This is a genomic window from Pseudazoarcus sp. NS34 (genome assembly GCF_059703725.1).
Genome location: NZ_BAAKIZ010000001.1, coordinates 1,145,845 through 1,172,390 on the forward strand (window position 1 = coordinate 1,145,845; position 26,546 = coordinate 1,172,390).

General features: G+C 67.7%; 28 protein-coding genes. 20 read left to right on the top strand and 8 right to left on the bottom strand.

What is annotated here, in order from left to right:
- Positions 1-15 precede the first annotated feature (15 nt).
- Positions 16-384, bottom strand: coding sequence for a hypothetical protein (locus AC6H0N_RS05520; RefSeq protein ID WP_497573061.1), 369 nt, complete (start codon positions 382-384; stop codon positions 16-18).
- A gap of 283 nt (positions 385-667) precedes the next feature.
- On the opposite strand from AC6H0N_RS05520, the gene AC6H0N_RS05525 reads away from it, so the two are divergent.
- From AC6H0N_RS05525 to AC6H0N_RS05535, 3 genes are read left to right on the top strand one after another with little or no spacing between them, the layout of a single operon-like run.
- Positions 668-913 (top strand): DUF2795 domain-containing protein, encoded by a 246-nt coding sequence (locus tag AC6H0N_RS05525; RefSeq protein ID WP_497573062.1) that lies wholly within the window; start codon positions 668-670, stop codon positions 911-913.
- Entirely contained in the window at positions 906-2,378 is a 1,473-nt protein-coding gene (locus tag AC6H0N_RS05530; RefSeq protein WP_497573063.1) for a DUF4254 domain-containing protein, read from the top strand. The genes AC6H0N_RS05525 and AC6H0N_RS05530 overlap by 8 nt, the downstream gene beginning before the upstream one ends.
- A gap of 2 nt (positions 2,379-2,380) precedes the next feature.
- Positions 2,381-3,508 (top strand): glycosyltransferase family 9 protein, encoded by a 1,128-nt coding sequence (locus AC6H0N_RS05535; protein WP_497573064.1) that lies wholly within the window; start codon positions 2,381-2,383, stop codon positions 3,506-3,508.
- Positions 3,509-3,578: 70 nt separating this feature from the next.
- Here the strand turns inward: AC6H0N_RS05535 and AC6H0N_RS05540 are convergent, their stop codons facing one another.
- Positions 3,579-4,613, bottom strand: a complete 1,035-nt coding sequence (locus AC6H0N_RS05540; RefSeq protein WP_497573065.1) for a glycosyltransferase family 9 protein — start codon at positions 4,611-4,613, stop codon at positions 3,579-3,581.
- A 133-nt stretch (positions 4,614-4,746) separates the two neighbouring features.
- On the opposite strand from AC6H0N_RS05540, the gene AC6H0N_RS05545 reads away from it, so the two are divergent.
- The 7 genes from AC6H0N_RS05545 (at position 4,747) to AC6H0N_RS05575 (ending at position 14,586) form a co-directional block, all read left to right on the top strand.
- Positions 4,747-5,103 (top strand): hypothetical protein, encoded by a 357-nt coding sequence (locus AC6H0N_RS05545; RefSeq protein ID WP_497573066.1) that lies wholly within the window; start codon positions 4,747-4,749, stop codon positions 5,101-5,103.
- A gap of 161 nt (positions 5,104-5,264) precedes the next feature.
- On the top strand, positions 5,265-5,684 hold the full coding sequence (locus AC6H0N_RS05550; RefSeq protein WP_497573067.1) for a YgaP family membrane protein: 420 nt from the start codon (positions 5,265-5,267) through the stop codon (positions 5,682-5,684).
- On the top strand, positions 5,681-7,582 hold the full coding sequence (gene glgB / locus AC6H0N_RS05555) for a 1,4-alpha-glucan branching protein GlgB (RefSeq protein ID WP_497573068.1): 1,902 nt from the start codon (positions 5,681-5,683) through the stop codon (positions 7,580-7,582). Before AC6H0N_RS05550 ends, glgB begins: the two co-directional genes overlap by 4 nt.
- A complete protein-coding gene (locus AC6H0N_RS05560) occupies positions 7,572-9,653 on the top strand; it encodes an alpha-1,4-glucan--maltose-1-phosphate maltosyltransferase (RefSeq protein ID WP_497573069.1) in 2,082 nt (693 codons plus the stop codon). Before glgB ends, AC6H0N_RS05560 begins: the two co-directional genes overlap by 11 nt.
- Before the next feature lie 6 nt (positions 9,654-9,659).
- On the top strand, positions 9,660-13,034 hold the full coding sequence (gene treS, locus AC6H0N_RS05565) for a maltose alpha-D-glucosyltransferase (RefSeq protein WP_497573070.1): 3,375 nt from the start codon (positions 9,660-9,662) through the stop codon (positions 13,032-13,034).
- Positions 13,035-13,130: 96 nt separating this feature from the next.
- Entirely contained in the window at positions 13,131-13,643 is a 513-nt protein-coding gene (locus tag AC6H0N_RS05570; RefSeq protein ID WP_497573071.1) for a ferritin-like domain-containing protein, read from the top strand.
- A gap of 46 nt (positions 13,644-13,689) precedes the next feature.
- Entirely contained in the window at positions 13,690-14,586 is an 897-nt protein-coding gene (locus tag AC6H0N_RS05575) for a ZIP family metal transporter (protein ID WP_497573072.1), read from the top strand.
- 100 nt (positions 14,587-14,686) lie between these two features.
- Here the strand turns inward: AC6H0N_RS05575 and AC6H0N_RS05580 are convergent, their stop codons facing one another.
- Both AC6H0N_RS05580 and AC6H0N_RS05585 read right to left on the bottom strand, forming a co-directional pair.
- Complete coding sequence (locus tag AC6H0N_RS05580; RefSeq protein ID WP_497573073.1) at positions 14,687-15,181, bottom strand: YciE/YciF ferroxidase family protein; 495 nt, start codon at positions 15,179-15,181, stop codon at positions 14,687-14,689.
- Positions 15,182-15,510: 329 nt separating this feature from the next.
- Complete coding sequence (locus tag AC6H0N_RS05585; RefSeq protein ID WP_497573074.1) at positions 15,511-15,999, bottom strand: hypothetical protein; 489 nt, start codon at positions 15,997-15,999, stop codon at positions 15,511-15,513.
- A gap of 407 nt (positions 16,000-16,406) precedes the next feature.
- Between AC6H0N_RS05585 and AC6H0N_RS05590 the strand changes: the two genes are divergently transcribed.
- Both AC6H0N_RS05590 and AC6H0N_RS05595 read left to right on the top strand, forming a co-directional pair.
- Positions 16,407-16,694, top strand: a complete 288-nt coding sequence (locus tag AC6H0N_RS05590) for a hypothetical protein (RefSeq protein WP_497573075.1) — start codon at positions 16,407-16,409, stop codon at positions 16,692-16,694.
- A gap of 28 nt (positions 16,695-16,722) precedes the next feature.
- The gene (locus AC6H0N_RS05595) at positions 16,723-17,592 is read left to right on the top strand and encodes an SDR family oxidoreductase (protein WP_497573076.1); all 870 of its coding nucleotides are present in this window, start codon (positions 16,723-16,725) and stop codon (positions 17,590-17,592) included.
- Between the two features lie 39 nt (positions 17,593-17,631).
- Here the strand turns inward: AC6H0N_RS05595 and AC6H0N_RS05600 are convergent, their stop codons facing one another.
- Complete coding sequence (locus tag AC6H0N_RS05600; RefSeq protein WP_497573077.1) at positions 17,632-18,090, bottom strand: hypothetical protein; 459 nt, start codon at positions 18,088-18,090, stop codon at positions 17,632-17,634.
- Positions 18,091-18,247: 157 nt separating this feature from the next.
- Here AC6H0N_RS05600 and AC6H0N_RS05605 point away from each other — a divergent pair, with 157 nt between their 5' ends.
- Positions 18,248-18,589, top strand: coding sequence for a four-helix bundle copper-binding protein (locus AC6H0N_RS05605; RefSeq protein WP_497573078.1), 342 nt, complete (start codon positions 18,248-18,250; stop codon positions 18,587-18,589).
- Between the two features lie 29 nt (positions 18,590-18,618).
- Here the strand turns inward: AC6H0N_RS05605 and AC6H0N_RS05610 are convergent, their stop codons facing one another.
- Positions 18,619-19,209, bottom strand: coding sequence for a hemerythrin domain-containing protein (locus tag AC6H0N_RS05610; RefSeq protein WP_497573079.1), 591 nt, complete (start codon positions 19,207-19,209; stop codon positions 18,619-18,621).
- Positions 19,210-19,592: 383 nt separating this feature from the next.
- Between AC6H0N_RS05610 and mqo the strand changes: the two genes are divergently transcribed.
- Positions 19,593-21,329, top strand: coding sequence for a malate dehydrogenase (quinone) (gene mqo, locus AC6H0N_RS05615; protein WP_497573080.1), 1,737 nt, complete (start codon positions 19,593-19,595; stop codon positions 21,327-21,329).
- Positions 21,330-21,625: 296 nt separating this feature from the next.
- Positions 21,626-22,423 carry a hypothetical protein gene (locus tag AC6H0N_RS05620; RefSeq protein ID WP_497573081.1) on the top strand — a complete coding sequence of 266 codons (798 nt, stop codon included), beginning with the start codon at positions 21,626-21,628 and terminating at the stop codon, positions 22,421-22,423.
- A 32-nt stretch (positions 22,424-22,455) separates the two neighbouring features.
- On the opposite strand, the gene AC6H0N_RS05625 is transcribed toward AC6H0N_RS05620, so the two are convergent.
- Positions 22,456-22,617 carry a hypothetical protein gene (locus AC6H0N_RS05625; RefSeq protein WP_497573082.1) on the bottom strand — a complete coding sequence of 54 codons (162 nt, stop codon included), beginning with the start codon at positions 22,615-22,617 and terminating at the stop codon, positions 22,456-22,458.
- A gap of 175 nt (positions 22,618-22,792) precedes the next feature.
- Between AC6H0N_RS05625 and AC6H0N_RS05630 the strand changes: the two genes are divergently transcribed.
- The 5 genes from AC6H0N_RS05630 (at position 22,793) to AC6H0N_RS05650 (ending at position 25,922) form a co-directional block, all read left to right on the top strand.
- A complete protein-coding gene (locus tag AC6H0N_RS05630; RefSeq protein ID WP_497573083.1) occupies positions 22,793-23,239 on the top strand; it encodes a CBS domain-containing protein in 447 nt (148 codons plus the stop codon).
- A 175-nt stretch (positions 23,240-23,414) separates the two neighbouring features.
- The gene (locus AC6H0N_RS05635; protein ID WP_497573084.1) at positions 23,415-23,582 is read left to right on the top strand and encodes a DUF1328 domain-containing protein; all 168 of its coding nucleotides are present in this window, start codon (positions 23,415-23,417) and stop codon (positions 23,580-23,582) included.
- A 188-nt stretch (positions 23,583-23,770) separates the two neighbouring features.
- Positions 23,771-24,094 (top strand): BON domain-containing protein, encoded by a 324-nt coding sequence (locus AC6H0N_RS05640; RefSeq protein ID WP_497573085.1) that lies wholly within the window; start codon positions 23,771-23,773, stop codon positions 24,092-24,094.
- Positions 24,066-25,472, top strand: coding sequence for a phospholipase D-like domain-containing protein (locus tag AC6H0N_RS05645; RefSeq protein WP_497573086.1), 1,407 nt, complete (start codon positions 24,066-24,068; stop codon positions 25,470-25,472). The genes AC6H0N_RS05640 and AC6H0N_RS05645 overlap by 29 nt, the downstream gene beginning before the upstream one ends.
- A gap of 30 nt (positions 25,473-25,502) precedes the next feature.
- A complete protein-coding gene (locus tag AC6H0N_RS05650) occupies positions 25,503-25,922 on the top strand; it encodes a CopD family protein (RefSeq protein ID WP_497573087.1) in 420 nt (139 codons plus the stop codon).
- 50 nt (positions 25,923-25,972) lie between these two features.
- On the opposite strand, the gene AC6H0N_RS05655 is transcribed toward AC6H0N_RS05650, so the two are convergent.
- The gene (locus AC6H0N_RS05655) at positions 25,973-26,503 is read right to left on the bottom strand and encodes a DUF2231 domain-containing protein (RefSeq protein ID WP_497573088.1); all 531 of its coding nucleotides are present in this window, start codon (positions 26,501-26,503) and stop codon (positions 25,973-25,975) included.
- Between the last annotated feature and the right edge of the window lie 43 nt (positions 26,504-26,546).

Below are 26,546 nucleotides of genomic sequence, written 5' to 3' on the forward strand. Positions count from 1 at the left end.
GCGTGCGCGTGCCGGTCAGGACCGGCAGGGCAGGGTCTGGATCGGCAACGCCGGGTCCAGCCGGCGGTAGCCGCGCGATTGCAGGCCGGACAGCGATTCGGCCACGACGCTCACGATCCACACGTCGCCGGTGCCACCGCCGCATACCGCCGGGTAGAGGTTGCCGTCGTCGCCGCAGTGCGCCGACTTCACCTGAATGCCTGCCCTTTCCAGCGCGGCGACCTCGGCCTGCAGCCCGGCGGCGCTTGCGGTGGGTGTTTCGCACTGTCGCGCCCCGGTGTGCTTGAAGAGCGTGGTGACGGGCGTGGGCGAGGTTGCGGCGCAACCGGCCAGCACGCACAGCGCGCCTGCCGACAGCCAGCCCTGCAGTTTGAGAGGTTTCATGGGGTGGGCGTCCTTGAGATGTGCAGCCAGTGTTGCAGAGCATGCATCGTACCCATGCTGTGCGCCATGGCTTGCCGGACCCGCCAGGCTTTCCGCCGCGGTGGATGCGGGCGCTGCGGCATGACGCGAGGCCGCGCGGAGAGGTGTAAGAGTTACGGGTGACGGGTAATTTTTGCCACTGCGGAGCAGCCGGAACAAGCCGGGCGGCAAGGCTGCCGGGGTGGCAGGGCAGGCATCAGGTTTGCACAGCGAGGGCATCGAACCCTCCTTCAGGAGACCTGCCATGAACAAGCAAGCACCGCAGCAACACAACGGACACTCCGGACAAGCCGGCAACGACAGCCCCAACCCGGTTCAGATCCAGAAATTCCTCAGTGGTCTGGACTATCCGGTCAGCAAGGACAAGATCATCCAGAAGGCCCGTGACGAAGGCGCCGACCAGCGTGTGCTGGAGGCGCTTGAGCAGATTCCTGAGCGCGACTACGACAGCCCGGTGTCGATCTCGCGGGAGGTGGGGAAACTTGGCTGAGCTGACTACCTCAGAAGGGCTGGCGTCCGGGCAGCCACTCGCGGTGGCGCTGGAGCTTGCGGCGCAGGCCGTGGTTACCTTCCATGACCGCTTCCTGCAAGGCGAGGAGGGCGACGTGGCGCGAGCCGGTTCGGTATGGCGCTGGATTGCCGAGAACCACCGCTGCAACGCCGCGCTGTGGAAGGAAGAGGACAAGGCCCGCCGCACCGACGTGGCCGACGCCGACATCGTCCGCTGCAAGCGCAACATCGATCGCTACAACCAGCGCCGCAACGATGCGGTCGAGGCCTTCGATCAGGAGCTGCTGGGCGCGTTCGAGAAGGTGTTCGGGCCGCCCTCGCCCCAAGCGCGGCTGTCGAGCGAAACGGCCGGCGCCATCATCGACCGCCTTTCCATTCTCGCGCTGAAGATACACAACATGCGCGTGCAGGCCGAGCGGCAGGAAGCCGGCGAAGAGCATATGCAGCGCTGCCGCGCCAAACACCAGACCCTGATCGAACAGCGCGCCGACCTCGCCAGCTGCCTCGACCGCCTGCTTTCCGAAGCGCATGGCGGCGTCTCGCGCTTCAAGACCTATCGCCAGTTCAAGATGTACAACGACCCCGCGCTCAACCCCGAGCTGTACCGCGGGAGCAACGGCACGGGGCAGCCCGCCGGCAGTGGGCTGGTCGACGTGCTGATCCCCACCTGCGACCGGCCTGCGGCGCTGGCCGTGACGCTGACCTCGCTGTTCGCCCAGACGCACGCGCCCTTGCGTATCGTCATTTCGGATCAGGGTGAGCAGCACGAGGCCGTCGTGACGGGCGAAGTGCAGGCGCTGCAGCGCCTGCTCGGCACGCGTGGCCATACGCTCGAAGTGCACCGCCACCTGCCGCGGCGCGGCCTCGCCGAGCAGCGTCATTTCCTGCTGGAGCAGGCGCGCGCGCCGTATGTACTGTTTCTGGATGACGACGTGGTGCTGGAGCCGGACCTCATCGAACGCCTGCTCGAAGTCATCCGCGAGCAAGACTGCGGCTTTGTCGGCAGTGCCGTGATCGGCATGAGCCACGCCGACGACGAGCGCCCTCACCAGCAGGACATCGAGTTCTGGGAAAGCCGGGTGGAACCCGAAACGGTCCTGCCCGACAGCCCCGCGTGGGCGCGCCATCACCTGCACAGCGCGGCCAACCTGTACCACCTGCAGCGCCGGCTTGGCCTGAGTCGCGCCAACCAGCGCTGCTATCGCGTGGCCTGGGTCGGTGGCTGCGTGCTGTTCGATACCGCCAGGCTGCGTGCTGCCGGCGGCTTCAGCTTCTGGCAACGTCTGCCCGAGAATCATTGCGGTGAGGACGTCTATGCGCAGTTGCGGGTCATGGCGCGCGACGGCGGCTGCGGGCTGATCCCGTCCGGCGCCTATCACCAGGAACTGCCTACCACCGTGACGCAGCGCGAGGTCGACGCGCCGCGTGTGCTGAGTCTGGGCTAGCCATGCGTACCGTACGCAGCCATGCCGTCAAGCAAGCCGAGGGTGGGGCCTTCGGCCCGGTGGAGCGCATAGCCGTGCTGCGCTCCACCGGGGTGGGGGATTTCATGTTCGCGCTGCCGGCGCTGGCGGCCTTGCGTGCGCGTTTCCCGCGGGCCCACGTCGTCTTGCTGGGCAAGCCCTGGCACCGTGGTTTCCTCACGGGGCGCACGTCGCTGGTGGACGAAGTCGTCACGCTGCCGCCGATACCCGGCGTGGGGGCGCCGCCGGAAGCCCACTGCGATCCGCGCGAGATCGAAGCGTGCTGCGCCGGTCTGCGCCATCGCCGCTTTGATCTGGCCTTTCAGCTGTATGGCGGCGGCCGTTACTCCAATCCGTTCGTGCGCCGCTTCGGCGCGCGTCACTGCTTTGGTCTGTGCGCGCCCGGCGCCGAGCCGCTGGAGCATTCGCTGCCTTACCTCGACTGGCAGAACGAACGCCTGCGCCTGCTTGAAGTGGTCGCGCTGGCGGATGCGCATGGCGTCGAGCTGGAGTCGCATCTGCCGGTGCTGGCGCGCGACCGCGCCGAACTCTCCGCGCGCGTCGATCTGCCGCTGGGCCCGCTGGCCGTGCTCAGCCCCGGCGCCACCGACCCGCGCCGGCGCTGGCCGGTGGAGCGCTTTGCAGCCGTCGGTGATGCGCTGGCAGACGCCGGTGCGACGGTGGTGGTGCCGGGCGACGATGGCGAGCGGGCACTGACCGCCGCGGTGGTCGGGGCCATGCAGCGCCCCGCGCTGGACCTGGGCGGTGTGCTGTCGCTGGGCGGGCTGGCGGCGCTGTTCGAGCGCTGCACGCTAACGGTGGCCAACGACAGTGGTCCGCTGCATCTGGCGCAGGCCGTCGGCACCGCCAGCGTCGGGCTGTACTGGCTGAGCAACCTCTTCCTGGCCGCTCCGCCCACGGTCGCGCGGCACCGCTACTTCGTGTCCTGCCGGCTGGACTGCCCGGTATGTGGCGCGGAGAACCTCGCCCGGCGCTGCTCCCACGACCCCTCCTTCATTGCCGATATCGAGGTCGATGAGGTCATCGACGCCGCGCTTGCGCTGTGGCGGCAAGAAGTCCCGCGCGAGGCGATGGCCGAAGCCCACGCCTAGCAATCACGGTACGGAAACGGCGACGGGTATGCGGCCCTGATGGCCGACCGCCGCGGCTCCCCTGCCGCGCTTAGTGAGGCGCCGGATTGTCGGTCAGCAGATCCATGGCCTGCGTCAGCACCTCGTGCAGCCCTTCGTCCACGGTGGCGCCGGCCGGCGCCCACACGGGGCGATGGCGTGAGCGGTCCTGCGCGGCCCAGCGCTCAAGCTCGGAGTTGCGGAACACGACGACGCTGGGCACGCGCAGTGCCGCGCACAGGTGGGCCACGCCGGTGTCGTTGCTGAGCACCATGCGCGCGCCCGCCAGTAGTGTTGCCAGCGCGCCGACGCCGATCGGTGCGGCCGCGTCGCGCGCCGGCGTGCGCATGGCGGCCTGCACGGCCGCCGTGATGTCGCGCTCGGCCGCCGAGCCGGTGAGTACCAGCGGCAGGCCGGTGGCGGCATGCAGGGCGTCACCCGCGGCGGCGAAGCATTCTGCCGGCCAGCGGCGGTCGGGGGCGCGGGCGCCCGCGTGCAGACAGAGGTAGCCGCCCGGCACCAGGCCGTCGGCCAGCCGGCTGCGGCCAAGCTCTGCTTCATCCTCGGGCAGCAGCGGAAATTCCAGTTCGCTGCCCTGGTCCGGCGCGCCGAGAAAGCGCGTCAGCGCCAACAGCCGTTCCACTTCCGAGCCCTGCGCCGGATACGCCAGGTAGGACTGCGGGTCATAGGCAGTGTTTGCGTCGGCCGGACGGAAGCCGGCGTTGGTAACGGCGTTGAACAAGGCCGTGATCGGGTTGGTGAGACGGCCGCTGCCATGCAGCTGGATTGCCACATCGAAGCGGCGCGCCTGCATGCCGGCCAGAAAGTCCGGCACCGCGGCGATGTCGGGCACCTGCTCGGGCAGGCCGGGAAAGCCCGGGAAGGCCACGAAGTCATCAACGTAGGCCGCAAGGCGGGCCGCGAAGTCGCGCGCCCACGGCAGGCCGACCAGCGTCAACTGCGCCTGCGGGCAGGCGGCACGCAAGGCGCGCAGCGCCGGCACCGCACACAGCATGTCGCCCAGTTGCAGGGCGCGCAGGACGACGATCTTGCGCGGCCCGGGCCGCAGCAGCGGTGCAGTTTCCATCGAACTCTCCAGACAGATGACGCCGTGTTTTCAGCAAACGGGGTGCCGGGGCCCGGGGTTTGCATCGTCGCGTCTGGAGCGTGCCGAGGCGCACAGGTGCGGCCTGCTTGCGCGCACATGGAGAGAAACGGAAATGGTGTTGAAGAACCGGACGGCGACGTGGCTGGAGCTGGCAGTCCTGGCCGCGCAGGGCAAGGACGCCGGCCTCGGCCTGCATGCCGTAAGCGACTGCGGTGAGCGCTGCGTGGTGTTGATGGTCGACGGCCGTCCGCTGCACGACGGCGAAGGGCGCTTGACCGTATTTCACAACCCCGAGGTGCTGCAGCGCTTTCTCGCCTGCTGCGGCTGCGCGGCGTGGACGCGGCAACTCGAACGGCCCGACGGCGCGGTCGAGACTGTCAGTTGCGGCGATGACCCGCGCTGCCTGGACGTGGGTCGCCACGGACGCCTGGTGGCGTGCACGCATGCCCGCCGACGCGGAGCGGCCTGAGTGGCGGGCGGGAGTGATTTTTACACCGGCGTGCAGTCTTTGCATGCTTGGGCGACCCCGGCGCGGCGAAATTCCGGCCCGACAGCGCAGCACGCGACGGTGTCTGGCCCCGGCACGTCAATTGCAGGCTTGAGGCGAGTCGAACCGCAAAGGAGCACGTGATGTTGCCGCTGACCGACGAACGGGTGCCGCTGAACACGCCGCCCCATATCAACCGACGCATCCGCCAACACGGCCGTGATGCGGTGGAGGCGGCCGTGCTGGGCGGGCCGGCGGGTATCAGGCGACGCCTCGCCGAACTGGATCGCGAGTGGGACATCGAGCGGGTGCTCGAGGCCAATGCCGCCAGCGTGGTGCTGGCCGGCTGCGTACTCGGCGTCTTCGCCCATCGTCGCTTCTTCTTTCTGCCGGCCCTGGTCGGTGGCTTCCTGCTGCAGCACGCGCTGAAGGGCTGGTGTCCGCCGCTGCCGGTGCTGCGTCGGCTTGGCGTGCGTACGGCCGCCGAGATCGAGGAAGAGCGCTGCTTGTTGCTGGCCGCGAGCGAAGGCATCGTCGCCGCCACGGCGTCCGCGGCGCCATGAGCGGGGGCGCGAGCGCGGTTGCCGAGCTGAGCGGCCTCGATATCCACCTTTTCCGCGAGGGTAGCCACACTCGCCTGCACAAGAAGCTGGGCTGCCATCTCGACGGTGACGCTGCGGTGTTCGTGGTGTGGGCGCCGAATGCGCGTGCCGTGGCGGTGGTGGGCGAGTTCAACGACTGGAGCGAAGAAGCGAACCCGCTGAGCCCGCGTCCGGATGGCTCCGGGCTATGGGAAGGCCGCGTCGCGGGCGTGCGCAAGGGCGCGCTGTACAAGTATCGGTTGGTCCGCGCCGATGGCGAGGTGGCCTACAAGGCAGACCCATTCGCGGCCTGCACCGAAGAGCCGCCACGCACCGCCTCGCGCGTATGGGAATTCGACTACGCGTGGGGTGACGAGGCCTGGATGGCCGGGCGCGCGCAGCATCAGGCGCTGGACGCGCCGATGAGCATCTACGAGGTACACCTCGGCTCCTGGAAGCGTCCCGATGGCGTCCTGCCCGGTTACCGCGAGATCGCGCCGCTGCTGGCGGAGTACGTCAGCGGCATGGGCTTCACCCACGTCGAGTTCATGCCGCTGGCCGAGCACCCGTTCTATGGCTCGTGGGGGTATCAGTGCACCGGCTACTTTGCCCCGTCGGCGCGCTACGGCACGCCGGAAGACTTCATGTACCTGGTCGATACCCTGCACCGCGCCGGGGTCGGCGTGATCATGGACTGGGTGCCCTCGCACTTTCCGTCCGACGCGCACGGCCTGGCCGAATTCGACGGCACCTATCTCTACGAGCACGCCGATCCGCGCCAGGGCTACCACCCCGAATGGCACTCGTGCATCTTCAACTACGGTCGGCATGAGGTCTGCGCCTTCCTGCTTTCCAGCGCGCTGTGCTGGCTCGAGCGCTATCACATCGACGGGCTGCGGGTCGACGCGGTGGCCTCCATGCTCTACCTCGACTACGCCCGCGAAGAAGGCGAATGGGTGCCCAACCGCTTCGGCGGCAAGGAGAACCTGGAAGCGGTGGCCTTCGTGCGCCAGCTCAACGAGGCGGTGTACCGCGACTTTCCCGACGTGCACGTCATCGCCGAGGAATCCACCGCCTGGCCGATGGTGTCGGCCCCGACCTACCTCGGCGGCCTGGGTTTCGGCATGAAGTGGAACATGGGCTGGATGCACGACACGCTGGACTACTTCAGCCATGACCCGATCCACCGCCAATACCACCAGGGCCGCCTGACCTTCTCGATCTGGTACGCCTTCCGCGAGAACTTCGTGTTGCCGCTGTCGCATGACGAGGTGGTGTACGGCAAGGGATCGCTGATCGGGCGTATGCCGGGTGACGACTGGCAGCGTTTTGCTGGTTTGCGCACGCTGCTCGCCTACATGTGGGCGCATCCGGGCAAGAAGCTGCTGTTCATGGGGGGCGAATTCGGCCAGCGCGCCGAATGGCAGCACGAGGGCGAGCTCGACTGGGCGGCGCTGGACAACCCGCGACACGCCGGCCTGCGCCTGCTGGTGGGCGACCTCAATCACCTTTACCGCACGCACCCGGCGCTGCACCGCCGCGACTTCGATGCCGACGGCTTTCGCTGGGTCGATTCCGACAACAGTCAGGACAGCGTCATCGCCTTCCTGCGCGAGGCGCCGGACGCCTCGCCGATGCTGGTGGTGTGCAATTTCACGCCGGTGCAGCGCCACAACTATCTGGTCGGTGTGCCCTGCGCCGGCCACTGGCAGGAGCGCCTCAACACCGACGGGGAGCACTACGGCGGCAGCGGAGCCGGCAACTTCGGTGGCGTCGACGCGGCGCCGCTGCCTTGCCTGGGCCAGCCCTGGTCGCTGGCGCTGACCCTGCCGTCGATGAGCGTGCTGTACCTGCAGCTCGAGGTCCCCGATGGTGCGTGACACCCAACTGCCGCCCGAGGGCCGGGTGCGCGCGGTGGTCGAGGGCATCACCCCGCAGGTGGACGGCGGGCGTTTTCCGGTCAAGCACAGCCTCGACGAAGCGCTGGTGATCGAAGCGGATTGCTTCGCCGACGGTCACGACAGCGTGGCCGTGCTGCTGTGCTGGCGCAAGGAGGTGCCCGGCGCGTCCGCGCTGGTTTCGGGCGGGCCCGGCCCGGGCGCCTGCGAAGGCAGCAGCGTGGTGAATTTCGGCGGCAGCGACTGGCATGTGCTGCCAATGCGCGCCCTCGGCAATGATCGCTGGCGCGCCGCCGTCACGCTGCCCGAATGCGGACGCTGGTGGTACACCGTGTGTGCCTGGGTGGACACCTTCAAGTCGTGGCGCAACGAGCTGTCGCGCCGCATCGACCCTGACGACGTGCGCCTGGCGGTGCTGGGCGGCGCCGAGTTGGTGGAGCAGGCCGCCGAACGTGCCGCGGGCGACGACAGCGAGCGTCTGGCGGCCTGGGCGGATGCCTTGCGTGGCGAGGCCGACGACGCAGGCGCGTTGAAAGCACTGGCTTTGGATTCGGTCGGCGCCGAGTTGGCGGAGAGCTATCCCGACCGTCGATTTGCCGCCTTTCATGCGCCGCTGGCGGTGGATGTCGACCGCCCGCTGGCGCGCTTCGGCGCGTGGTACGAGTTCTTCCCGCGCTCGCTGGCAACGCCGTCGCACGGCACGCTGTCGGACTGCATTGAGCACCTGCCGCGCATCGCCGAAATGGGCTTCGACGTGGTCTATCTGCCGCCGATCCATCCCATCGGCCGCGAGCGCCGCAAGGGGCCAAACAACGCGCTGATCGCCGGGCCCGACGACCCCGGCAGCCCATGGGCGATCGGCGCCCGCGAGGGCGGCCACTGCGACATCCACCCGGCGCTGGGCGACGCCGCCGATTTGCGTCGCTTGGTCGACGCCGCGCGTGGGCACGGCATGGAGGTGGCGCTCGACATCGCGCTGCAGTGCGCGCCCGACCACCCCTGGGTGAGCCAGCATCCGCAGTGGTTTCGCCGCCGCGCCGACGGCAGCGTGCAGTACGCCGAGAACCCGCCCAAGAAGTACCAGGACATCTACCCCTTCGACTTCGAATGCGAGGACTGGCGCGGCCTATGGCAGGCGCTGGACGGCGTCTTCCGGCACTGGATCGGCGAGGGCGTGTGCGTCTTCCGCGTCGACAACCCGCACACCAAATCCTTCGCCTTCTGGGAATGGCTGCTTGACGGCCTGCGCCGCGACCACCCCGACACCATCTTCCTGGCCGAGGCCTTCACTCGCCCGCGCGTCATGCACCGGCTGGCCAAGCTCGGCTTCAACCAGTCGTACACCTACTTCACGTGGCGCAACACCAGCGAAGAACTCACCGCCTACTTCACCGAACTCGCCCGCGGACCGGGCCGTGATTACTTCCGCCCCAATGTCTGGCCCAACACGCCGGACATCCTGCCCGAGTACCTGCAGACCGGCGGCCGCCCGGGTTTTTCGGTGCGCCTGGTGCTGGCCGCCACGCTGGCCTCGGCCTACGGCATCTACGGCCCGGCCTTCGAGCTGATGGAGCACACGCCACGCGAACCCGGCAGCGAGGAATACCTCGATTCCGAGAAGTACCAGCTGCGCGACTGGGCGGCGGTGCGCGCCGAGCGCGGCGACGGCCTGCAAGCGCTGATCACGCGCATCAACCGCATCCGCCGCGACAACCCGGCGCTGCACGGCAACGCCTCGCTGCGCTTTCTGCCCATCGACAATCGTCAGTTGCTGGCCTACGCCAAGCACGACGAGGCCGGCGACAACCTCGTGGTGGTGGTCGTCAATCTCGACCCCTGGCAGGTGCAAGAAGGCTGGCTGGAGCTGGACCTGGCGACGCTGGGCGTGGCGCCGGACGCCAGCTACCAGATGCACGACCTGCTCAGCGGCGCGCGCTACCTGTGGAGCGGCGCGCGCAACTTCGTGCGCCTCGATCCGGCGCGCGTACCGGCACATGTCTTCGTGCTGCGGCAGCGCCTGCGCAGCGAGCACGACTTCGACTATTTCCTGTGAGACGCGATGACTAGCCAGCCCACAAGCCCGGGCCTCACCGGCACCGACAGCGCAGACGACGGCCTGTGGTTCAAGGACGCGGTGCTGTACGAGCTGCACGTGAAGGCCTTTTTCGACAGCAATGGCGACGGTGTGGGCGACTTCCCCGGCCTCACCAGCAAGCTCGACTACCTGCGCGATCTGGGCGTCGACACGCTGTGGCTGCTGCCCTTCTACCCCTCGCCGCTGAAGGACGACGGCTACGACGTGGCCGACTATCACGAGGTGCTGCCGGCCTACGGCACGCGCGCGCAGTTCCGCACCTTCGTGCGCGAGGCGCATCGCCGTGGCCTGCGCGTGCTCACCGAACTGGTGGTGAATCACACCTCCGACCAGCACCCGTGGTTCCAGGCGGCACGCCATGCGCCGCCCGGCTCGGCCAAGCGCAATTACTACGTGTGGAGCGATGACCCCAACCGCTACTCCGGCACGCGCATCATCTTCAACGACACCGAGACCTCCAACTGGACGTGGGACCCGGTGGCCGGCGCCTACTACTGGCACCGCTTCTTCAGCCACCAGCCCGACCTCAACTACGAGAACCCGCGCGTGCTCAAGGCGGTGCTGCGCACCATGCGTTTCTGGCTCGACATGGGGGTGGACGGCTTCCGCCTGGATGCCGTGCCCTACCTGCGCGAGCGCGAAGGCACGAGCAACGAGAACCTGCCCGAAACCCACGCCACGCTGCGCGAGATCCGCCGCGTCATCGACGACCACTACCGCGGTCGCGTGCTGCTGGCCGAGGCCAACCAGTGGCCGGAAGACGTGCGCGAATACTTCGGCGGCAACGCTGCCGGCGAGGGCGACGAATGCCACATGGCCTACCACTTTCCCCTGATGCCGCGGCTGTTCATGGCGCTGGCGCAGGAAGACCGCTTTCCGGTGGTCGACATCATGCGGCAGACGCCGGACATCCCCGACAACTGCCAGTGGGTGATCTTCCTGCGCAATCACGACGAACTCACGCTCGAAATGGTCACCGATCGCGAGCGCGACGACATGTGGGAGTACTTCGCGGCTGATCCGCGCATGCGCATCAACATGGGCATCCGCCGCCGGCTCGCGCCGCTGCTGGAGAACAGCCGTCCGCGCATCGAGCTGATGAGTTCGCTGCTGTTCACGATGCCGGGCTCGCCCACGCTGTACTACGGCGACGAGCTGGGCATGGGCGACAACGTCTATCTGGGCGACCGCAACGGCGTGCGCACGCCGATGCAATGGACCTCCGACCGCAACGCCGGCTTCTCGCGCGCCGACCCGCAGCAGCTCTATCTGCCGCCGATCATGGACCCGATCTATGGCTATCAGACCATCAACGTCGAGGCCCAGGCGCGCAATCCGCATTCACTGCTCAACTTCCACCGCCGGCTGATCTCGACCCGCCGCCAGTACCGCGCCTTCGGGCGTGGCAGCCTGAGCTTTCTCGAACCGGGCAACCGCAAGGTGCTGGCCTATCTGCGCGAATACGGCGAGGCCGGGCCGGATGGCAGCGGCGGCGAGCGCCTGTTGTGCGTGGCCAACCTGTCGCCCACGCCGCAGGCGGTGGAGCTGGAACTGTCGCGCTTTGACGGCCGCGTGCCGGTCGAGATCAGCGGCCGCAGCCACTTTCCGCCGATCGGCCGGCTGCCGTATTTGCTGACGCTGCCCGGCTACGGCTTCTATGCCTTCGAGTTGTCGACAGCGGCGCCACCGCCGGAGTGGCACGCCGAGCGCCAGTTGCAGCCGGATCTGCCGGTGCTGGTGCTGACCGACGGCTGGCGCACCTTCCTGCGCGAAGTCGAAAGCGCGGTGCATTCGTCGGCACGCACTGCGGTCGCGCTGCGCAGCCGCCGGCAGTTGCAGGACGAGATCGTGCTGCCCTACCTGCGCGGGCGGCGCTGGTTCGCCGGCAAGGGCCAGTCGATCAGCGGGCTGGCGGTGACGGACGAGCAGGAATGGCGCACCGAACACGGCGAGTGGTTGCTGACGCTGCTCGAAGTGCGCTTTGCCGACGGCGAATCACAGCGCTACTTCCTGCCGCTGGCGCTCGCATGGGAAGAGAACGGTGAGCTGCCGGCCGAGCGCGTCGGTCCGCACGCCCTGGCGCGGGTACGCGAGAAGGCGCGCGTCGGGCTGCTCTACGACGCCTTTGCCGACCCGGCCTTCTGCCACGCCTTGCTGCGCGCCATGGCGCGCGGCGAATCCCTGCCATTGGGTGACGGTCGGCTGGATTTCGACGGCAGCGCGCACCGCGACCGGCTGGAGAGCGCCGCCACGCTGGAGGTGCGCTTGCCGGCGCAGGAGCAGACCAACATCGGCGTGTTCTTCGGCGACGATCTTTACCTCAAGGGTTACCGCCGCCTGCAGCAGGGCGTGAACCCGGAGGCCGAAATGGGCCGTTTCCTCGCGCGTGCCGGCTTTACGCACATCGCCGGGGTGGCCGGCAGTGCTGAATACGTGGACGCCGCAGGGCACAGCGCCGCCCTGCTGCTGGTGCAGGACTACATCGACAACCAGGGCAACGCCTGGGACTACACGCTGGACCAGCTCTCGCGCCTGTATGCGCCCGACGTGTGGCCGGGCAGCGACGAAGGCAGCGATGTCGACGGGCTCGACCACGGCTATCAGCTGCGCATCGCCGGGCTGGGGCAGCGCATCGGTGAGCTGCACGCCGCGCTGGCCTCCGACCCCGACGACCCGGCCTTCCGCCCGGAGCCGGTGACACCGGCCGAAGTTTCCGCCTGGCGCGATGCGGTGGCGGCCGATCTGGAGCGCAGCCTCGATCTGCTCGAAGCCCGTCTTCCGGCCCTGAGCGAAGCCACGGCCGGGCTGGCCCGGCGTGTGATCGAGTTGCGCGTGGTGCTGGCCGCCCGCCTGCAGAGCCTTGATCTCGCCGCCGCCGGCATCGTTAAGACGCGCTATCACGCCGATCTGCATCTGGGTCAGTTGCTGCTGGTGCACAACGAGTTTGTCGTCGTGGATTTCGAGGGTGAGCCTGCGCGCCCGGTCGCGCAGCGCCGCGAGAAGCATTCGCCGTTGCGCGATGTCGCCGGCATGTTGCGATCCTTCGACTACGCCGCGCGCACCGCCGAGGCGCGGGCGGTTGCGGCACGGCCGGAGCGCGAAGCGGAGTTCGCCCGCGCGCTGAAGACCTGGCAGGCGCGCAGCAGCGAGACCTTTCTGGCGGCCTATCGCGCCGTCGAACAGCCCGTTGCCAGCCGCCACGACGACGATCTGCTGACGCTTTTCGTGCTGGAAAAGCTCTTCTACGAGCTGTGCTACGAACTCGAGAATCGCGCCGATTGGGTGCATATCCCGCTGGCTGCGCTGGTGGATGCGGTCGAAGCCGCAGACCGCCCCTGAATCCGGCGCGAGGGAACGGCGATTGCTGCATTCCGGTGCCGGCTGCCACAAGGCGGCAGGCGTTCCCCGGATTCACGTGATTCAAAGGAGATTTGCATGGCAACCGATTACAAGACCAACCTGCTCGACTGGCTGCGCGACGCGCACGCGATGGAACAGCAGGCCGAAAGCATGTTGAAGGCCCAGGCCGAGCGTCTGGAAAACTACCCGCAGCTCAAGGCCCGCATCGAGCAGCACATCGAGGAGACGATGGGGCAGCAACGCTTGCTCGACGGCCTCATAACCGGACTCGGCGGAAGCACTTCGACGATGAAGGATCTGACCGGCAAGATCACCGCCTTCGGCCAGGGGGTCGCCGGCATGTTCATGTCGGACGAAGTGGTGAAAGGCGCGATGAGCGGTTACGTGTTCGAGAACATGGAGATCGCCAGCTACACCGTGCTGATCGCTGCCGCCGATGCCGCCGGCGACACCGAAACGCGCCGCGTGTGCGAGGACATCCTCGCGCAGGAGGTCGAGATGGCGCAGTGGCTGCTCGAACACCTGCCGCAGATCACGCAGGCCTTCCTCGCGCGCGATCTCGCCCCGAACGCGCAGGCCAAGCGTTGAGCTTCAGCTCCGGCGACGGAGAGCGATCCACGGCGCTGCATACGACATGAACGAGAAGACCGGCAGCCTGCGCCAGCGACCGCTTCACTTCCTGAGCTGGAGCGCCCTGGTCGTGGGCGCGCTGGTGCTGGCGGGCCAGGCCTGGGATTGGCTGGAAACTGCGCCGACGGCACGCGCCGCCCTTGCCGCCGGCGGAGTGGCGGCGCTTGCGACCACACTGGGCGCCGTACCCATTGTCGTGATGCGGAAGCTGGGCGAGCGGCTGAACGACACCCTGCTCGGCTTCAGCGCCGGGGTGATGCTGGCCGCCGCGTGCTTTTCCTTGATCGGGCCGGCGCTTGAGGCGGCGGCCGCGGGGGCCGGCGGCGCCTGGAGGCCGGCGCTGACGGTTGGTGCCGGGGTGTTGCTTGGCGCCATTCTGCTGATGCTGGCCGAGCGCTTTACCCCGCATGCGCATTTCATCGAGGCACATGGCGGCGACGCTGCCCGTGCCAGGCGGGTGCGCAGCCTGTGGTTGTTCGTGTTCGCCATCGTGCTGCACAACATCCCCGAGGGGCTGGCGGTTGGCGTTTCGGCGGCCGGCCCCGAAGCCGACCAGGCGGCCGCGCTGACGACCGGCATCGCGTTGCAGAACGTGCCGGAAGGGCTGGTGGTTGCCGTGGCGCTGCTTGGCGCCGGGCTGCGCAGGCTGCCGGCCTTCCTGATCAGCGCCGCGTCCGGGCTGGTCGAGCCGCTCGCAGCACTGCTGGGCGCCGTGACTGTCGGCGTCAGCGCTCCGCTGTTGCCGTGGGGGCTGGCCTTTGCGGCCGGCGCCATGCTGTTCGTGGTCAGCCACGAGCTCATTCCCGAGTCGCACCGGCAGGGGCACGAGGCGGATTCCACGCGCGGGCTGATGTTCGGCTTCGTGCTGATGATGGTTCTCGACGCCGGCATCACGGCCTGAGCCCGGCTTTGCGTAGTGAAAAAAAGGGGCGGCCCACGGGACCGCCCCTTTTTTGGCGGCGCGTTGGCCGCCCTCGCGCTGCACCGGTGCAGCTGCCCTCCTAGCGGCCGGCGGCGGCCTGGTTGGTGCCGCTTTCGGCCAGCTTGGTGAGCTTGGCGTCGGTGGCCTTCTCTTCCTTCAGCGTCTCCTGCAGCAGCCCGTCAATGCCGTCGAGCTTCAACTGCCCGGCAAGCGCCAGCAGGGTGCCGTAACTGGCGATTTCGTAGTGCTCGACCTTCTGCGCCGCGCCGATCAGCGCGGCGTCCAGGATTGGCCCTTGGGCAATCGCGTCGATCACTTCCCGGCCTTCCTCGACCAGCCCTTCCATGGCCGCGCACTTGATGCGCTTGAGCCGCAGGCCGGTTTTCTCCACCACCTGATCGATGCGCTCGATCTGATGGTGGGTTTCCTCCAGATGGGACTCGAAGGCCGAGACCAGCTCGGGATTGCTCGCCGCCCGAGCGAGCTTGGGCAGCGCCTTGCTGAGCTGCTTTTCGGCGTTGTAGATGTCGGACAGTTCGTGCACGAACAGGTCTTCAAGGGTCTTCACGGACATGGTTCTCTCCTGTGTTTCGTGGGTTGAGCAGGCCGCTGGTGTGCGACCTCCTGCCGCTACCCAGCAATGCCAATTCCCGGTCCGTGACGTGTGCTGCTTGGGCTTTCTTCAAGTGGCCGAATTGCGGTTCTCGGAGTGCGTGCGCGGGCCTGCGGCTTGGCGCTTAGAGCCGGCTGCAGCCGATGCCAGGCCAGCCGTGGGGCGGGAGCCGTGCCCGTTCATTCGGCGCTGTTGACCAACGCGGGGCATCCCGCGCCACGCGGAAAATCCGACACGGCGCGTGAAATTATTACGCTGCGTCTGCGCCGCCTTGTCGTGCTGCCGAGGCTTCAGGCAACACCCTGCTGAGTTGCAGCGTGACGTCCCGTGACTGCCGCAACGAGGCCGAACCAGCCGGTCAGCCAGGCGAGAAACGCTGCAACGTGACCAAACTCCCAGCGCGCGCGCAGTTGCTCGTATGCGCCAACGAACTGTGGGGACCCTTCCGCTGCGGCCCATGCTGAATTCACGGGAGCTACTACCAGGCCCCACAGCAGCAAGGACGCGAGCAGCGCGGCGGCCGATGCTGCAGCGAGGCGACCGGCGGGGGTGCGTCGGTTGCGGAACGCGAGAAGCGCAACGGCCAGTACGGCGGCAATCTGAACAGAGCCACCCACCAGCCCGAACCACGCATACAGGGTGCTCGTGACTTGCGCGTACAGCGCCGGAGCGTAGTCCAGCTTGACGGGCAGCTCCAGCACGTGGGTTGCGCCGGGTGCCAGCCCCAACGCAGTCAGCGTGAGTGCGACGGCGGGAAGTGCTCGTGACAGCACGGTCATGGCGCCCCCCCGGCGTGCCGCGTGCGCAGAGGCGTGTCGGTGCGGCCGAAGAGGTTATGAGGAGTCTTCTCGGACATGGTCTTCCTCCTGTGCAGCCCGGAATTGACCGGCCGCGCTTGAGCGGCCTTTGTCTTGCCAAGCAAGGGAAATTCCCGGCTCCGTGCTTGCCGCACACCTAAGCCATAAGCCGGCACGTGTGTCCTGCCGCCGGCTGTCTCAGAGCCGCGACCCGGCCGGTAACTTTTACGCCCTCGCTTGAGGCGCGCCGGCACCGGGCGCGCTGCCGACTCGGGAACGAGCCTTGCACGTAACGACGACGGGCGCGGGCTGGATACGCCGCGTGCTCAGGTCGTCGCTTGCGGCGCGAGCGGCGCCGAACGAAGCAATGCAAACAGGAGAACCCGAACATGCAGGAACAACATCCGGACACCGGCAGCGACATCCAGCCGGCCGAGCGTGGTGTCGGCACCGAGGACACCGTGAAGGTATACGCCAGCGACACCGGCCATCCCGCACAGGGGGCGGGCGGATACGCCAGCGAGCGTGAAGGCCAGCTCGCGGGGATGTTCGCACACTGCCGCGAACGCATTGCCGCCCGGCCGTGGACGGCGCTGTGCACCGCCAGCGTGCTGGGCGGCGTGGCCGGCATGCTGGCCGGTTATTGCTGCGGCAAGCGTCACGGCCCGCGGTCGTGACTCGCCCATTCATGGAGGACAGCAAATCATGAGCACATCGCAATCGGACAAGACCCCGCCGCCGCAGCACCAGGACAAGCAGCCTGGCCATGTCGCGCCGATGGATCCGCAACCCTGCGACGAGATGCGTGGCTATGTCGGCAGCGGCAAGCTGTCGGGCCGGGTCGCCCTCATCACCGGCGGCGACAGCGGCATCGGCCGCGCCGTGGCGGTGGCCTTTGCCAAGGAAGGCGCGGACGTCGCCATTGCCTATCTCGACGAACATGACGATGCCGCGCACACCCAACGTCTGGTCGAGGCCGAAGGGCGACGTTGCCTGGTGCTGGCCGGCGACATCGGCGATGAGTCGTTTGTCGAGCGGCTGGTGATGTCGACGGCACAGATGCTGGGCGGCGTGGATATCGTGGTGAACAACGCGGCCGAGCAACACCCGCAGGACAGCCTCACCGACGTGAGCCGCAAGCAACTTGAGCGCACCTTCCGCACCAACGTTTTCGGCATGTTCGAGCTGTGCCGCCAGGTGCTGCCGCGGCTCAAGGCGGGCTGCAGCATCATCAACACCACCTCGGTCACCGCCTACCGCGGCAGCGCGCACCTGATCGACTATGCCGCCACCAAGGGTGCCATCGTGGCCTTCACGCGTTCGCTGGCGCAGTCGCTGGCTGGGCAGGAAATCCGGGTGAACGCCGTGGCGCCGGGGCCGGTGTGGACGCCGCTGATTCCGTCGTCGTTCGAGGCCGAGAAGGTCGACAAATTCGGCGGCAAGCAGCCGCTCGGCCACCGCCCCGGCCAGCCCGACGAGATCGCGCCGTGCTACGTCTTTCTGGCCAGCGCCGGTGCCAGCTACATCACCGGCCAGGTGTTGCACCCCAACGGCGGCGAGATCGTCAACGGTTGAGGGGCAAGCGGCGGCGTCGCTCGGCGCGGCCGCTTACGCTTACCTCACAGTGAACTGCGGAGCGCCCTGCAACAGGGCCGGCACTACCGTCCGTTCGGCGCAGTACCAGCCGCTGTCGCGATGCGCGAACACGAGCTTGCGCGCCGGCACCAGCGTTTGCGCCTCGACCTCGCTGTCCGCAGCGCCGATGACGGACAGGGCATCGCTGCGCAGGCGCATGGAGGCCTCTTCGGGCAGCTTTGCCGTACCGGCTTCACACGCCGCCACGGTGCCATCGGCCAGCCCCAGCAGGGCGTCGAGTTCGCCCTCGCTGCGCTGTGTCAGGCGTCGCAGGAAGCGGATGCCATCCGGCGCCAGACGATGCCGTGCGCAGCACAACTCCAGCGTGATGGCGCGCCTCAGGCCGTCCCGGTCGCGCCACGTCACCTCGCCGCCGGCGGTGTCGTAACCGTTCTGCAGCCAAAGGTCTTCCAGACCGCCGATGTGTTCCTTGCGCATGTTGGGCCTCCTTGTCAGACACGCTGCGAGTGCTGTCAGCAATCGGCGTTCCGGCGTTCCGGCGTGCGGGCCGGCGTCGTGGGAACGGGGCTTGCTGCGAGGGAGTGGCACGGTCGGCGTCGAGTCGGCCCGTTCCATTCCACACAAGGAGGTTTCCATGACCCGACCCGAACTTGCCCCCGAGATCGCCGCCTGCATCGACGAATGCCGACAGTGCCAGATGATCTGCCTCAACCTGGCCACCGGTCATTGCCTGGAGAAAGGTGGCCGCCACATCGAGCCCGAACACGTGCGCGCGATGCTGATCTGCGCATGGGTGTGCGGCTTGGCCGCAGATGTGATGGCGACTGGATCGACCCTGCACCGGCAGATCTGCGCGGTCTGCGCGGATGTCTGCGATGCCTGCATCACGAGTTGTCGTGATCTCGATGACATGGACGACTGCATCGCGGCTTGCGAGCGCTGCAAGAACAGCTGCGAGGGGATGACCTCGAAGTGAAGGCGCGGCGGCTGGGAGCGGCTTCGCCGTCACAGCTTGGGGCTGCGATCTTCCCCCGCACCGACATCGAGCCGTCCGTCGTCCGCATGCGTGGCCGCGGGCGGTTCTTCCTGCTGTGTGGGCAGTTCGCGCATGCGTTTGCCCAGCGCGACAAGGTCGACATGGGTGCGGCGCGCCAGCGGAAAGACCATGCGTTCCACCCATTCGACGTGTCGCAACAAGCGGTCGGCGAGTTCGTTGAAGGTCATGCGGAAATGGCCGTTGCTCGACTCGCCGCCGTCCACCTGCGTGGCCGCTCTGGCCAGTTGCTCGGCGCGTTCGAGCAGCCGGCAATGCAGCTCATGCTCGGTGCGCGCATAGCCGAGGATCACCTCGTCGGCGTCGGCTTCTTCGAGTGCGGGGTAGAGCAGGCCGTGCTCCAGGCGCGAGCGGCGCGTCAGCCAGCCCCGTACATGTGGCAGCACGTCACGCAGTGGGCGGTCGCGCTCGGGCATCGCCGCCGGCGCGTCGCCGGGGATGTCTGCGGTGGCCTTGGTGCGAGCCTCGGCGAGCAGCGTGCGCAGGGCGTCGTGCTCGGCCTGAATCTGGTCGAGGGCGTCGTGCTTGCGGGCGGGTGTCATGTGCTCTCCTTGCCGGCGCGTGCCGGCTCGTCACGGTTTCATCCGGGAAGGCGGTGGTGTGTTCCGCGCAAGACCTGTGCCGGGGAAAGTCCCGCGCACGACGTGGCACGGCGCCAGCCGGCGCCGGTAGGAATTACATCGATGCGTAAGAAGTTCGCACTGTCGGCGTGCCCGCACTGAGCGCTGCCGACCCAGGGCGCGCCGTCTGCCGAAGGCGATGAGCAGCCCCTGCTGGGACCATCGTTTGCTCACCCCGAAGGCTTGAAAGCAACACCCGGCCAGCCGGAGCGGCACACCTTTTGCCAGCAGTGGTAAGCGATACCGCCATCCGTTTCCCCAAGAGGCGCTTTTTTGATCACAGCGCACCAAGCAACGAGACCGTCATGAAAACGCATTTCATCGCAGTGCTACTTCTCAACCTGTTTTTTCTCCCCGGCTTTGCCGCCGCCCAGGACAACGACGGCACGCGCAGCGAGGGTGAAATTCTCGACGTCGTGCTCATCGGCGGCGGCACCATGAGCATGACGCTGGGCACCTGGCTGACCGAGCTCGAGCCCGACTGGAACATCCAGCTGTTTGAGCGCCTGGACGATATCGCCCAGGAAAGCTCGCACGGCTGGAACAACGCCGGCACCGGTCACTCGGCGTTCTGCGAGATGAACTACACGCCCATGGCCGAGGATGGGAGCGTCACGATCCAGCGCGCCATCAATGTCACCGAACAGTTCGAGATATCGCGGCAGTTCTGGGCGCATCAGGTCGAACGCGGAATCCTCTCCGACCCGCGTTCATTCATTGCCACGGTGCCGCACATGAGCGTGGTGTGGGGGCAGGAGAACATCGACTTCCTGCGCGAACGCTATGCGCGCATGTCAGAGATCCCGCTCTACGCCGGCATGCAGTACACCGAAGACAAGGCCACGCTCGCCGAGTGGATGCCTCTGGTCATGGCCGGCCGCGAGGACGACACGCCCATGGCCGCCACGCGCATGGATCTGGGCACCGCCGTCAACTGGGGCGTGATGACGCGTCAGATGGCGGCAAACCTGGATCGCCAGCCCAACGTGACGCTCACCACCGGCACCGAAGTGCGCGGCCTGGATCGCAACGAGGACGGCACCTGGCGCGTCACCGTGTACGACCTTGAAAGCGGTGAAACCGACTCCGTAAACGCCCGCTATGTGTTCAATGGCGCAGGCGGCGCGGCCTTGTTGCTGCTGCAGGAATCCGGCATACCCGAGGCCAAGCCTTACGCCGGCTTCCCGGTGGGCGGGTCCTTTCTCTACACCACCAACCCCGACGTCGTGTCGCGCCACCACTCCAAGGCCTACGGCCTGGCCGCTGAAGGCTCGCCGCCGATGTCGGTACCTCACCTCGATCTGCGCTATCTGGACGGGAAGCCGGTGCTGTTCTTTGGCCCCTTCGCCACCTTCTCGACGAAGTTCCTGAAGGAGGGCTCGTGGACCGACCTGTTTGAATCGGTGACTTTCCGCAACGTCCTGCCCATGACAAAGGTCGCGCTGAGCAATTTCGGTCTGGTGCGCTATCTGGTGGGCGAGGTGCTGCAGGACCGCGAGGATCGTCTCGAATCCCTGCGTCAGTACTACCCCGAGCTGAATCCGGATGACTGGGAGTTCTGGCAAGCCGGCCAGCGCGTGCAGATCATCAAGAAGACCGAAGAGGGCAGCAAGTTGCAGTTCGGCACCGAGGTGGTCGTCTCCGAGGACGGCACCATGTCGGCCCTGCTGGGTGCCTCGCCCGGCGCTTCCACCGCACCGCCGATCATGCTCAACCTGCTGACCCGCGTCTTTCCGGAGCGCTTCGAGAGCCCGGAATGGCAGACCAAGCTCAAGCAGATCATCCCCTCGCTGGGCACGAAACTGGCGGACAACCCGGACCTGCTGCGCCAGGTGCGTCTGCGCACCTCGCAGCTGCTGGAACTGGAGGGTCAGGAAGCCTTCGTGCGGGCCAACCTGCCGGGTGACGATGCCGCCCCCACCCCGAGCGGCGGTGCCGGCACGGAAGAAATGAAAGACACAACAGCACCGGAGAGCGGCCCGGTCGGTGACGTAGAGAACGCCGATGAGGAAGAGCGCCGGGAAAGCGTTACCGACAACTGAAGCGATACGGCGCGCCATTTCAAAGGCAGGCCCGCAGCTCGTAATCGCGGCCGCGCCTCATGCACGAGCGACTGGCTCAAAGGCTGCGGGCTGTAGCGTCTGCATTGCCGGGCAAGCACCCCCTTTATCGAAGGGGTTCGAGGGCGCCAGCCGCGGTCGGTAGGAATTACAGCGTCGCGTAAATAGTTCGTATGGTCTGCGCCCTTGTGGCTGCCGACAGCGCGCCGTGCCGCGGATCGACGATTGCGTGCCCCTGCGGGGCGATCGAAACCCGCTCACTAGTTGCGAGGAGAACCATGGAAAGCCCGGCTCTGGAAGCCCAAGACGGCGCAGCCGAACCTTTTTCGCACCCCACGCGCCTGTGCTGGGGCGCTGTCCTTGGCGGTCTGGCCGTGGGACTGGGCGTACATCTGCTGCTGATGCTGATCGGCGCGGCCGCTGCGTTGGCGGCCTTCGGCAGCGCGCTGCGGCCGGCCGGCGACAGCCTGCTGACCACGGCTGCCCTGTGGAACACCGCCAGCATGTTGATCGGCGCTTTTGCCGGAGGCTATGTGGCTGCGCGCAGTGCGGCGCTGCAGCGCATTCCGGAAGGCGTGTTGCACGGTGCCGTGAGCTGGGGCGCAAGCCTGCTGTTCGTGGCCATGCTCAGCGGTGTGCTGGGCAGCCAGGTCGTGAGCGGCACCTTGATGGCGACCGCCGATGCGCCGTCTGCCGCGCCCCACACGTCGCAAAGCGCACTGGGGGAGCTGGTGGCAAGCCTGCAGCGCGGCGACCGTGCCACCGCAACGAGTGTATTGAGCGAGCGCCTCGGCCTGAGTGACGAACAGGCCAGCCGCGCCGTCGATCAGGCCTTGGCGGTGCGGCACAGCACCGCAGCGCGGAATGACGCCGCGCGAACCGCCGCCATCGCCGCCACCTGGCTCAGCGTGGCCGCATTGCTGGCGCTGTTCGCCGGCGCGGCAGGTGGCGCCGCGGGGGTGCATGGGGTGCGCCTGGGCGCCCGCCCGGACACTTTTTCGGGGCCGCGTGTGAGCCCCACCATTGGCCCGGCCCCGCCGCCGGTGCGCGCAAGCGACCCGCCACGGGTGGACTGACGACGGGCACCTGCGACCGCGCCGCGGCGGGCTCAGTGCAACGTTGGTGGCGGGTCTTCCTCTGCGGGCATGGGCGGTTCCGGGTCGCGCATCGGGGGATTCTCCGGCGGCGGGTCGGGGAAGGGGTCGGGGTCCGGATCGGGCATCGGCAGCGGCTGGTGTGCAACGCGCTCGTGCAGGCGTTGGAAGCTCATAGCGTTCTCCTTGTTTGAAGCGTGTCTGCATGTGCCGCAAACGGCGTGCCTCCCGGCAGGCCGTGGTCACTCGAAGGCCCGGCAAGCGCGCCAGCGTGGGCGCGGCGGGTACGCGGTTTGCAGTCCGACAGGGGCGGCGGGCGTCGTCCGCCATAGACACTTCAAGGAGACCACCATGCAAGTTAGTGAAGCGATGACCAGAGACGTCAAGCTGGTCGACCCGAATCAATCCATCCGCGAGGTCGCGAGCCTGATGGCCGAGTGCGATCTTGGCTCGGTGCCGGTCGGCGAGAACGGGCGTCTGGTTGGAATGGTGACCGATCGCGATATCGCCATTCGCGGCGTGGCCGAGGGCAAGTCGGCCGACACCAAGGTGCGCGAGGTCATGAGTCAGGAGGTGAAGTACTGCTTCGAGGATGACGACCTCGACAGCGTGGCCGGCAACATGGGCGACATCCAGCTGCATCGCCTGGTGGTGCTCGACCATGACAAGCAGCTGGTGGGCATCGTCTCGCTGGCGGACCTCGCCAACCGCCAGGGTCTGCGATCGGTAGGGCAGGCCATGTGCGGTATCTCGCGCCCCTCGAACGGCGCGGGGTCCATGAGCAGTTCGCGCCAGTAGTCAGCGTATTCATCAAGCGCGATGGAGCACCGTCCCTCGCCTGCAAGTTTTACAGCCGGCGTGGCGCTTTTTATGCCGCCGCGGCATTCGCGCAGGCTGATCGTGCAGAACCGGGCGGGGCACGCGGATTGCTCCATCGCAGCGCAGTCAAAATCACCTCAACAGGAGAACGACCATGCTCTATTACGCCGTGGTATTTCTGGTCATCGCACTTGTTGCCGCTGTGTTCGGCTTCGGGGGCATTGCCTCCGGCGCCGCCGGCATTGCCAAAATCCTGTTCTACGTCTTCCTCGTGATCTTCTTGGTGTCGCTGGTCATGGGCTTGATGGGGGGGGCTGGTTAGCCCCCGTCTGACGATGCCCGACCCCACCTGATAGCGTGTGGGCTGGGCCGATCTTCGCGCGGCCGTGATCGCCCGCGCGAAGGCCGACAGGCCGGGGGCTCGCCTTCGGCGGTCGGCAACAGCGGCGCCTTGCGCCTTGCCGCAGTGCGCCGCCGCGATCGACTCCCAATCTCTGGAGGAATCCCAAGATGATGAACAGACGTTCCATGCTGCGTGCCGCCACGGCGGTCATGCTGGTGCCGCTGGTGGCAGCCTGCGCCCGCACCGAGACGCGCCAGTCGACCGGCGCCTACATTGATGACGCGGCCATTTCCACACGGGTCAAGGCCCGATTGGTGGAAAGCAAGGAAGTGCGCGGGCGCGAGGTGCAGGTCGAAACCCACAACGGCGTGGTGCAGCTGAGTGGCTTTGTAGGCACCACTGCTGAGGCAAACCGCGCTGTCGAGCTGGCGCGTGACGTTCCGGGGGTACGGTCGGTCAGAAATGACATCCGAATCAAGCCGTCGAATTGATCGATGGGCTTGTGTACTCGCCCTGAGCCCCTTGCTGGGCGGCTGTGCCATCGGGCCGGCCGTCGCAGTGCCGCCGCCGCAGGCGGGGGGTGCCGCGGGCGAAGTACGCATCGAGGACGAACACGGCCCGATCAAAGCGCCACGCGCTGCAGCCGTGGTGCAGAAGCTCGCGCGCGACCGCGACGAGCAACAGCTGCTCGCCCGCCATCTGGCCCAGGTCGAGAAGGTTGTCGTCTCTCCGTTGGTGCTGGGCAACGATGCACATCTGCTGATCGATGGCCCCAACACCAAGGATGCGATGTTCCGCGCCATCGCCGAGGCGCAGCACAGCATCGATCTGGAGACCTACATCCTCGAACGGGAGGGGGCAGGCGAACGCCTGTTGGCGCTGGTGGAGGATCGGCGCCAGCACGGCGTGGACGTGCGGGTGATGTACGACAGCGTTGGTTCGCGCAGCACGGAGGCGTCGTACTTCGACGAGTTGCGCGCGCTCGGAGTAGCGGTGTGCGAATTCAATCCGGTCAATCCGATGGACGCTGCCGCCGATACAGAGCTCACCATCAACAACCGCAACCATCGCAAGATTCTGGTGGTGGACGGCGAGGTGGCCTTTACCGGCGGCATCAACATCAGCTCGGTCTACAGCTCGGGTTCCTTCGGCCAGAGCGGGCAGTCGGCCGACCCCCGTTCGGGCTGGCGCGACACCCATGTCGAGGTGCGCGGCCCGGTGGTGGCGCACTTCCAGCAGCTGTTCGACGACAGCTGGCGCGACCAGCGCTGCAAGCCCGAGATGGCGGCGCGCTCGCGTCCGACACCGGAGCGCGCCGGCGACATGGCGATGCGGCTCGTGGCAGCCGATCCGATCCAGGGGCGCAGCGAGCTGTACGTCGCGCTGCTGTCTGCGCTGGAGCATTCGAGCGAGCGCGTGTGGCTGACCTACGGCTATTTCGTGCCCGACGAACGGCTTGTGGAATCGCTGGCTGCGGCCGCCCGCCGCGGCGTGGACGTACGTCTGGTGCTGCCCGGCTTCAGCGATTTCTGGGCGCCCTTTCATGCCGGGCGATCGCACTACAGCAAGCTGCTGAAGGCCGGCGTGAGGGTCTTCGAGCGCCGCGATGCCCTGCTGCACGCCAAGACAGCGGTGATCGACGGCGTGTGGTCCAGCGTGGGGTCCACCAATCTCGACTGGCGCAGCTTCGTCCACAACTATGAAGCCGACATTCTTGTGCTGGATGGCGGTTTCGCGCAGGAACTCGAAGCCCTGTTCACCCACGACGTCGGCGAGTCGCACGAAGTGCTGGCGGCGGACTGGAAGCGTCGCGGCATCACCTCGCGCTTTCTCGAATGGCTGGCGCGGCGCCTGGAATACCTGCTGTGAGCGCCGCCCGACGGCGCATCTGGAGGGACCATGCCTTGGCTGAAGCTGTTCCACTTCTCGGCCCTGCTGGTGTGGTGCGGCCTGCTCATCTATCTGCCGACGCTGTTGCGCGCAGCCTGCCTGCCGGCCGAGGCGCACGACGACAGCCTGCACGCCCGCCTCGCGCGGCTGCTGTTCATCTGGGCCGCCACGCCGGCGGCACTGCTGGCCGTCGGCTCCGGCACGCTGCTGTTCCTGAGCGCCGACATCACCGGCTTGTGGCTGGTCGCCAAGCTCAGCAGCGTGTCCGGCATGGTGTGCTGCCACGCCGGCTGTGGCGCAGTGCTGCTGCAGCTGGAGCGCGAATCCCCCTCGATGGCTCTACTGCGCCGTTGCGCCAACGCCTTGTTGCTGGGCGTGCTGACCTTCATCGGAGCGACCTTGTGGCTGGTGCTGGCGAAACCATTCTAGGGAGCGCCCATGCACGCCCCCGCGGGCGCGACGGCCGGGCCCGGGCGGCCTCAGCGCCCGTCCGCCGGCTCCTCCGCCTCGTCCGGTTGGGCGGGTTGGCTCACGCCCACGGCGTGTTCGTACACCAGTTGCCCGCCGAGCGCGGCGGTCAGCGCAATCAGCACCGCGGTGAGCACCGACAGCCAGGGGCCGGCAACGTCCACCGTTTCCGCCTCGCGCAGCCGCAGCAACCAGTTGAGGGTGGCCGCCGAGAGCATCATTACCGCCAGTACGGCGTGGCACCAGGCAGCGATCTTTTCGCGAATACGCGGCACGGTCAGCAGATCGATCAACCCCATGGAACTCGCCACCCAGCCGCCGAGGGCGCCGACGCCGGCCAGCCACAGGCCGGCGCGCGTCCAGAACGGGTCTTCGCTGATCCACCAGCCGAAATCCGTGGCCACCAGCCCGAGCAGTGCGGCGACCGGAAAGTGGATCAGCATCGGATGCAGCGGATGCGGGCCGATGGACGCGCGGCTGTGGATCGGCTCCGGCGTGTCCTTCGGCAAGGGTGGTCCGGGCGGTCGCAGGGGTCGGGGCATAAAGGCTTCCTCGGCAGTTGGCGAGTGATGGTGTGTCTCGGCG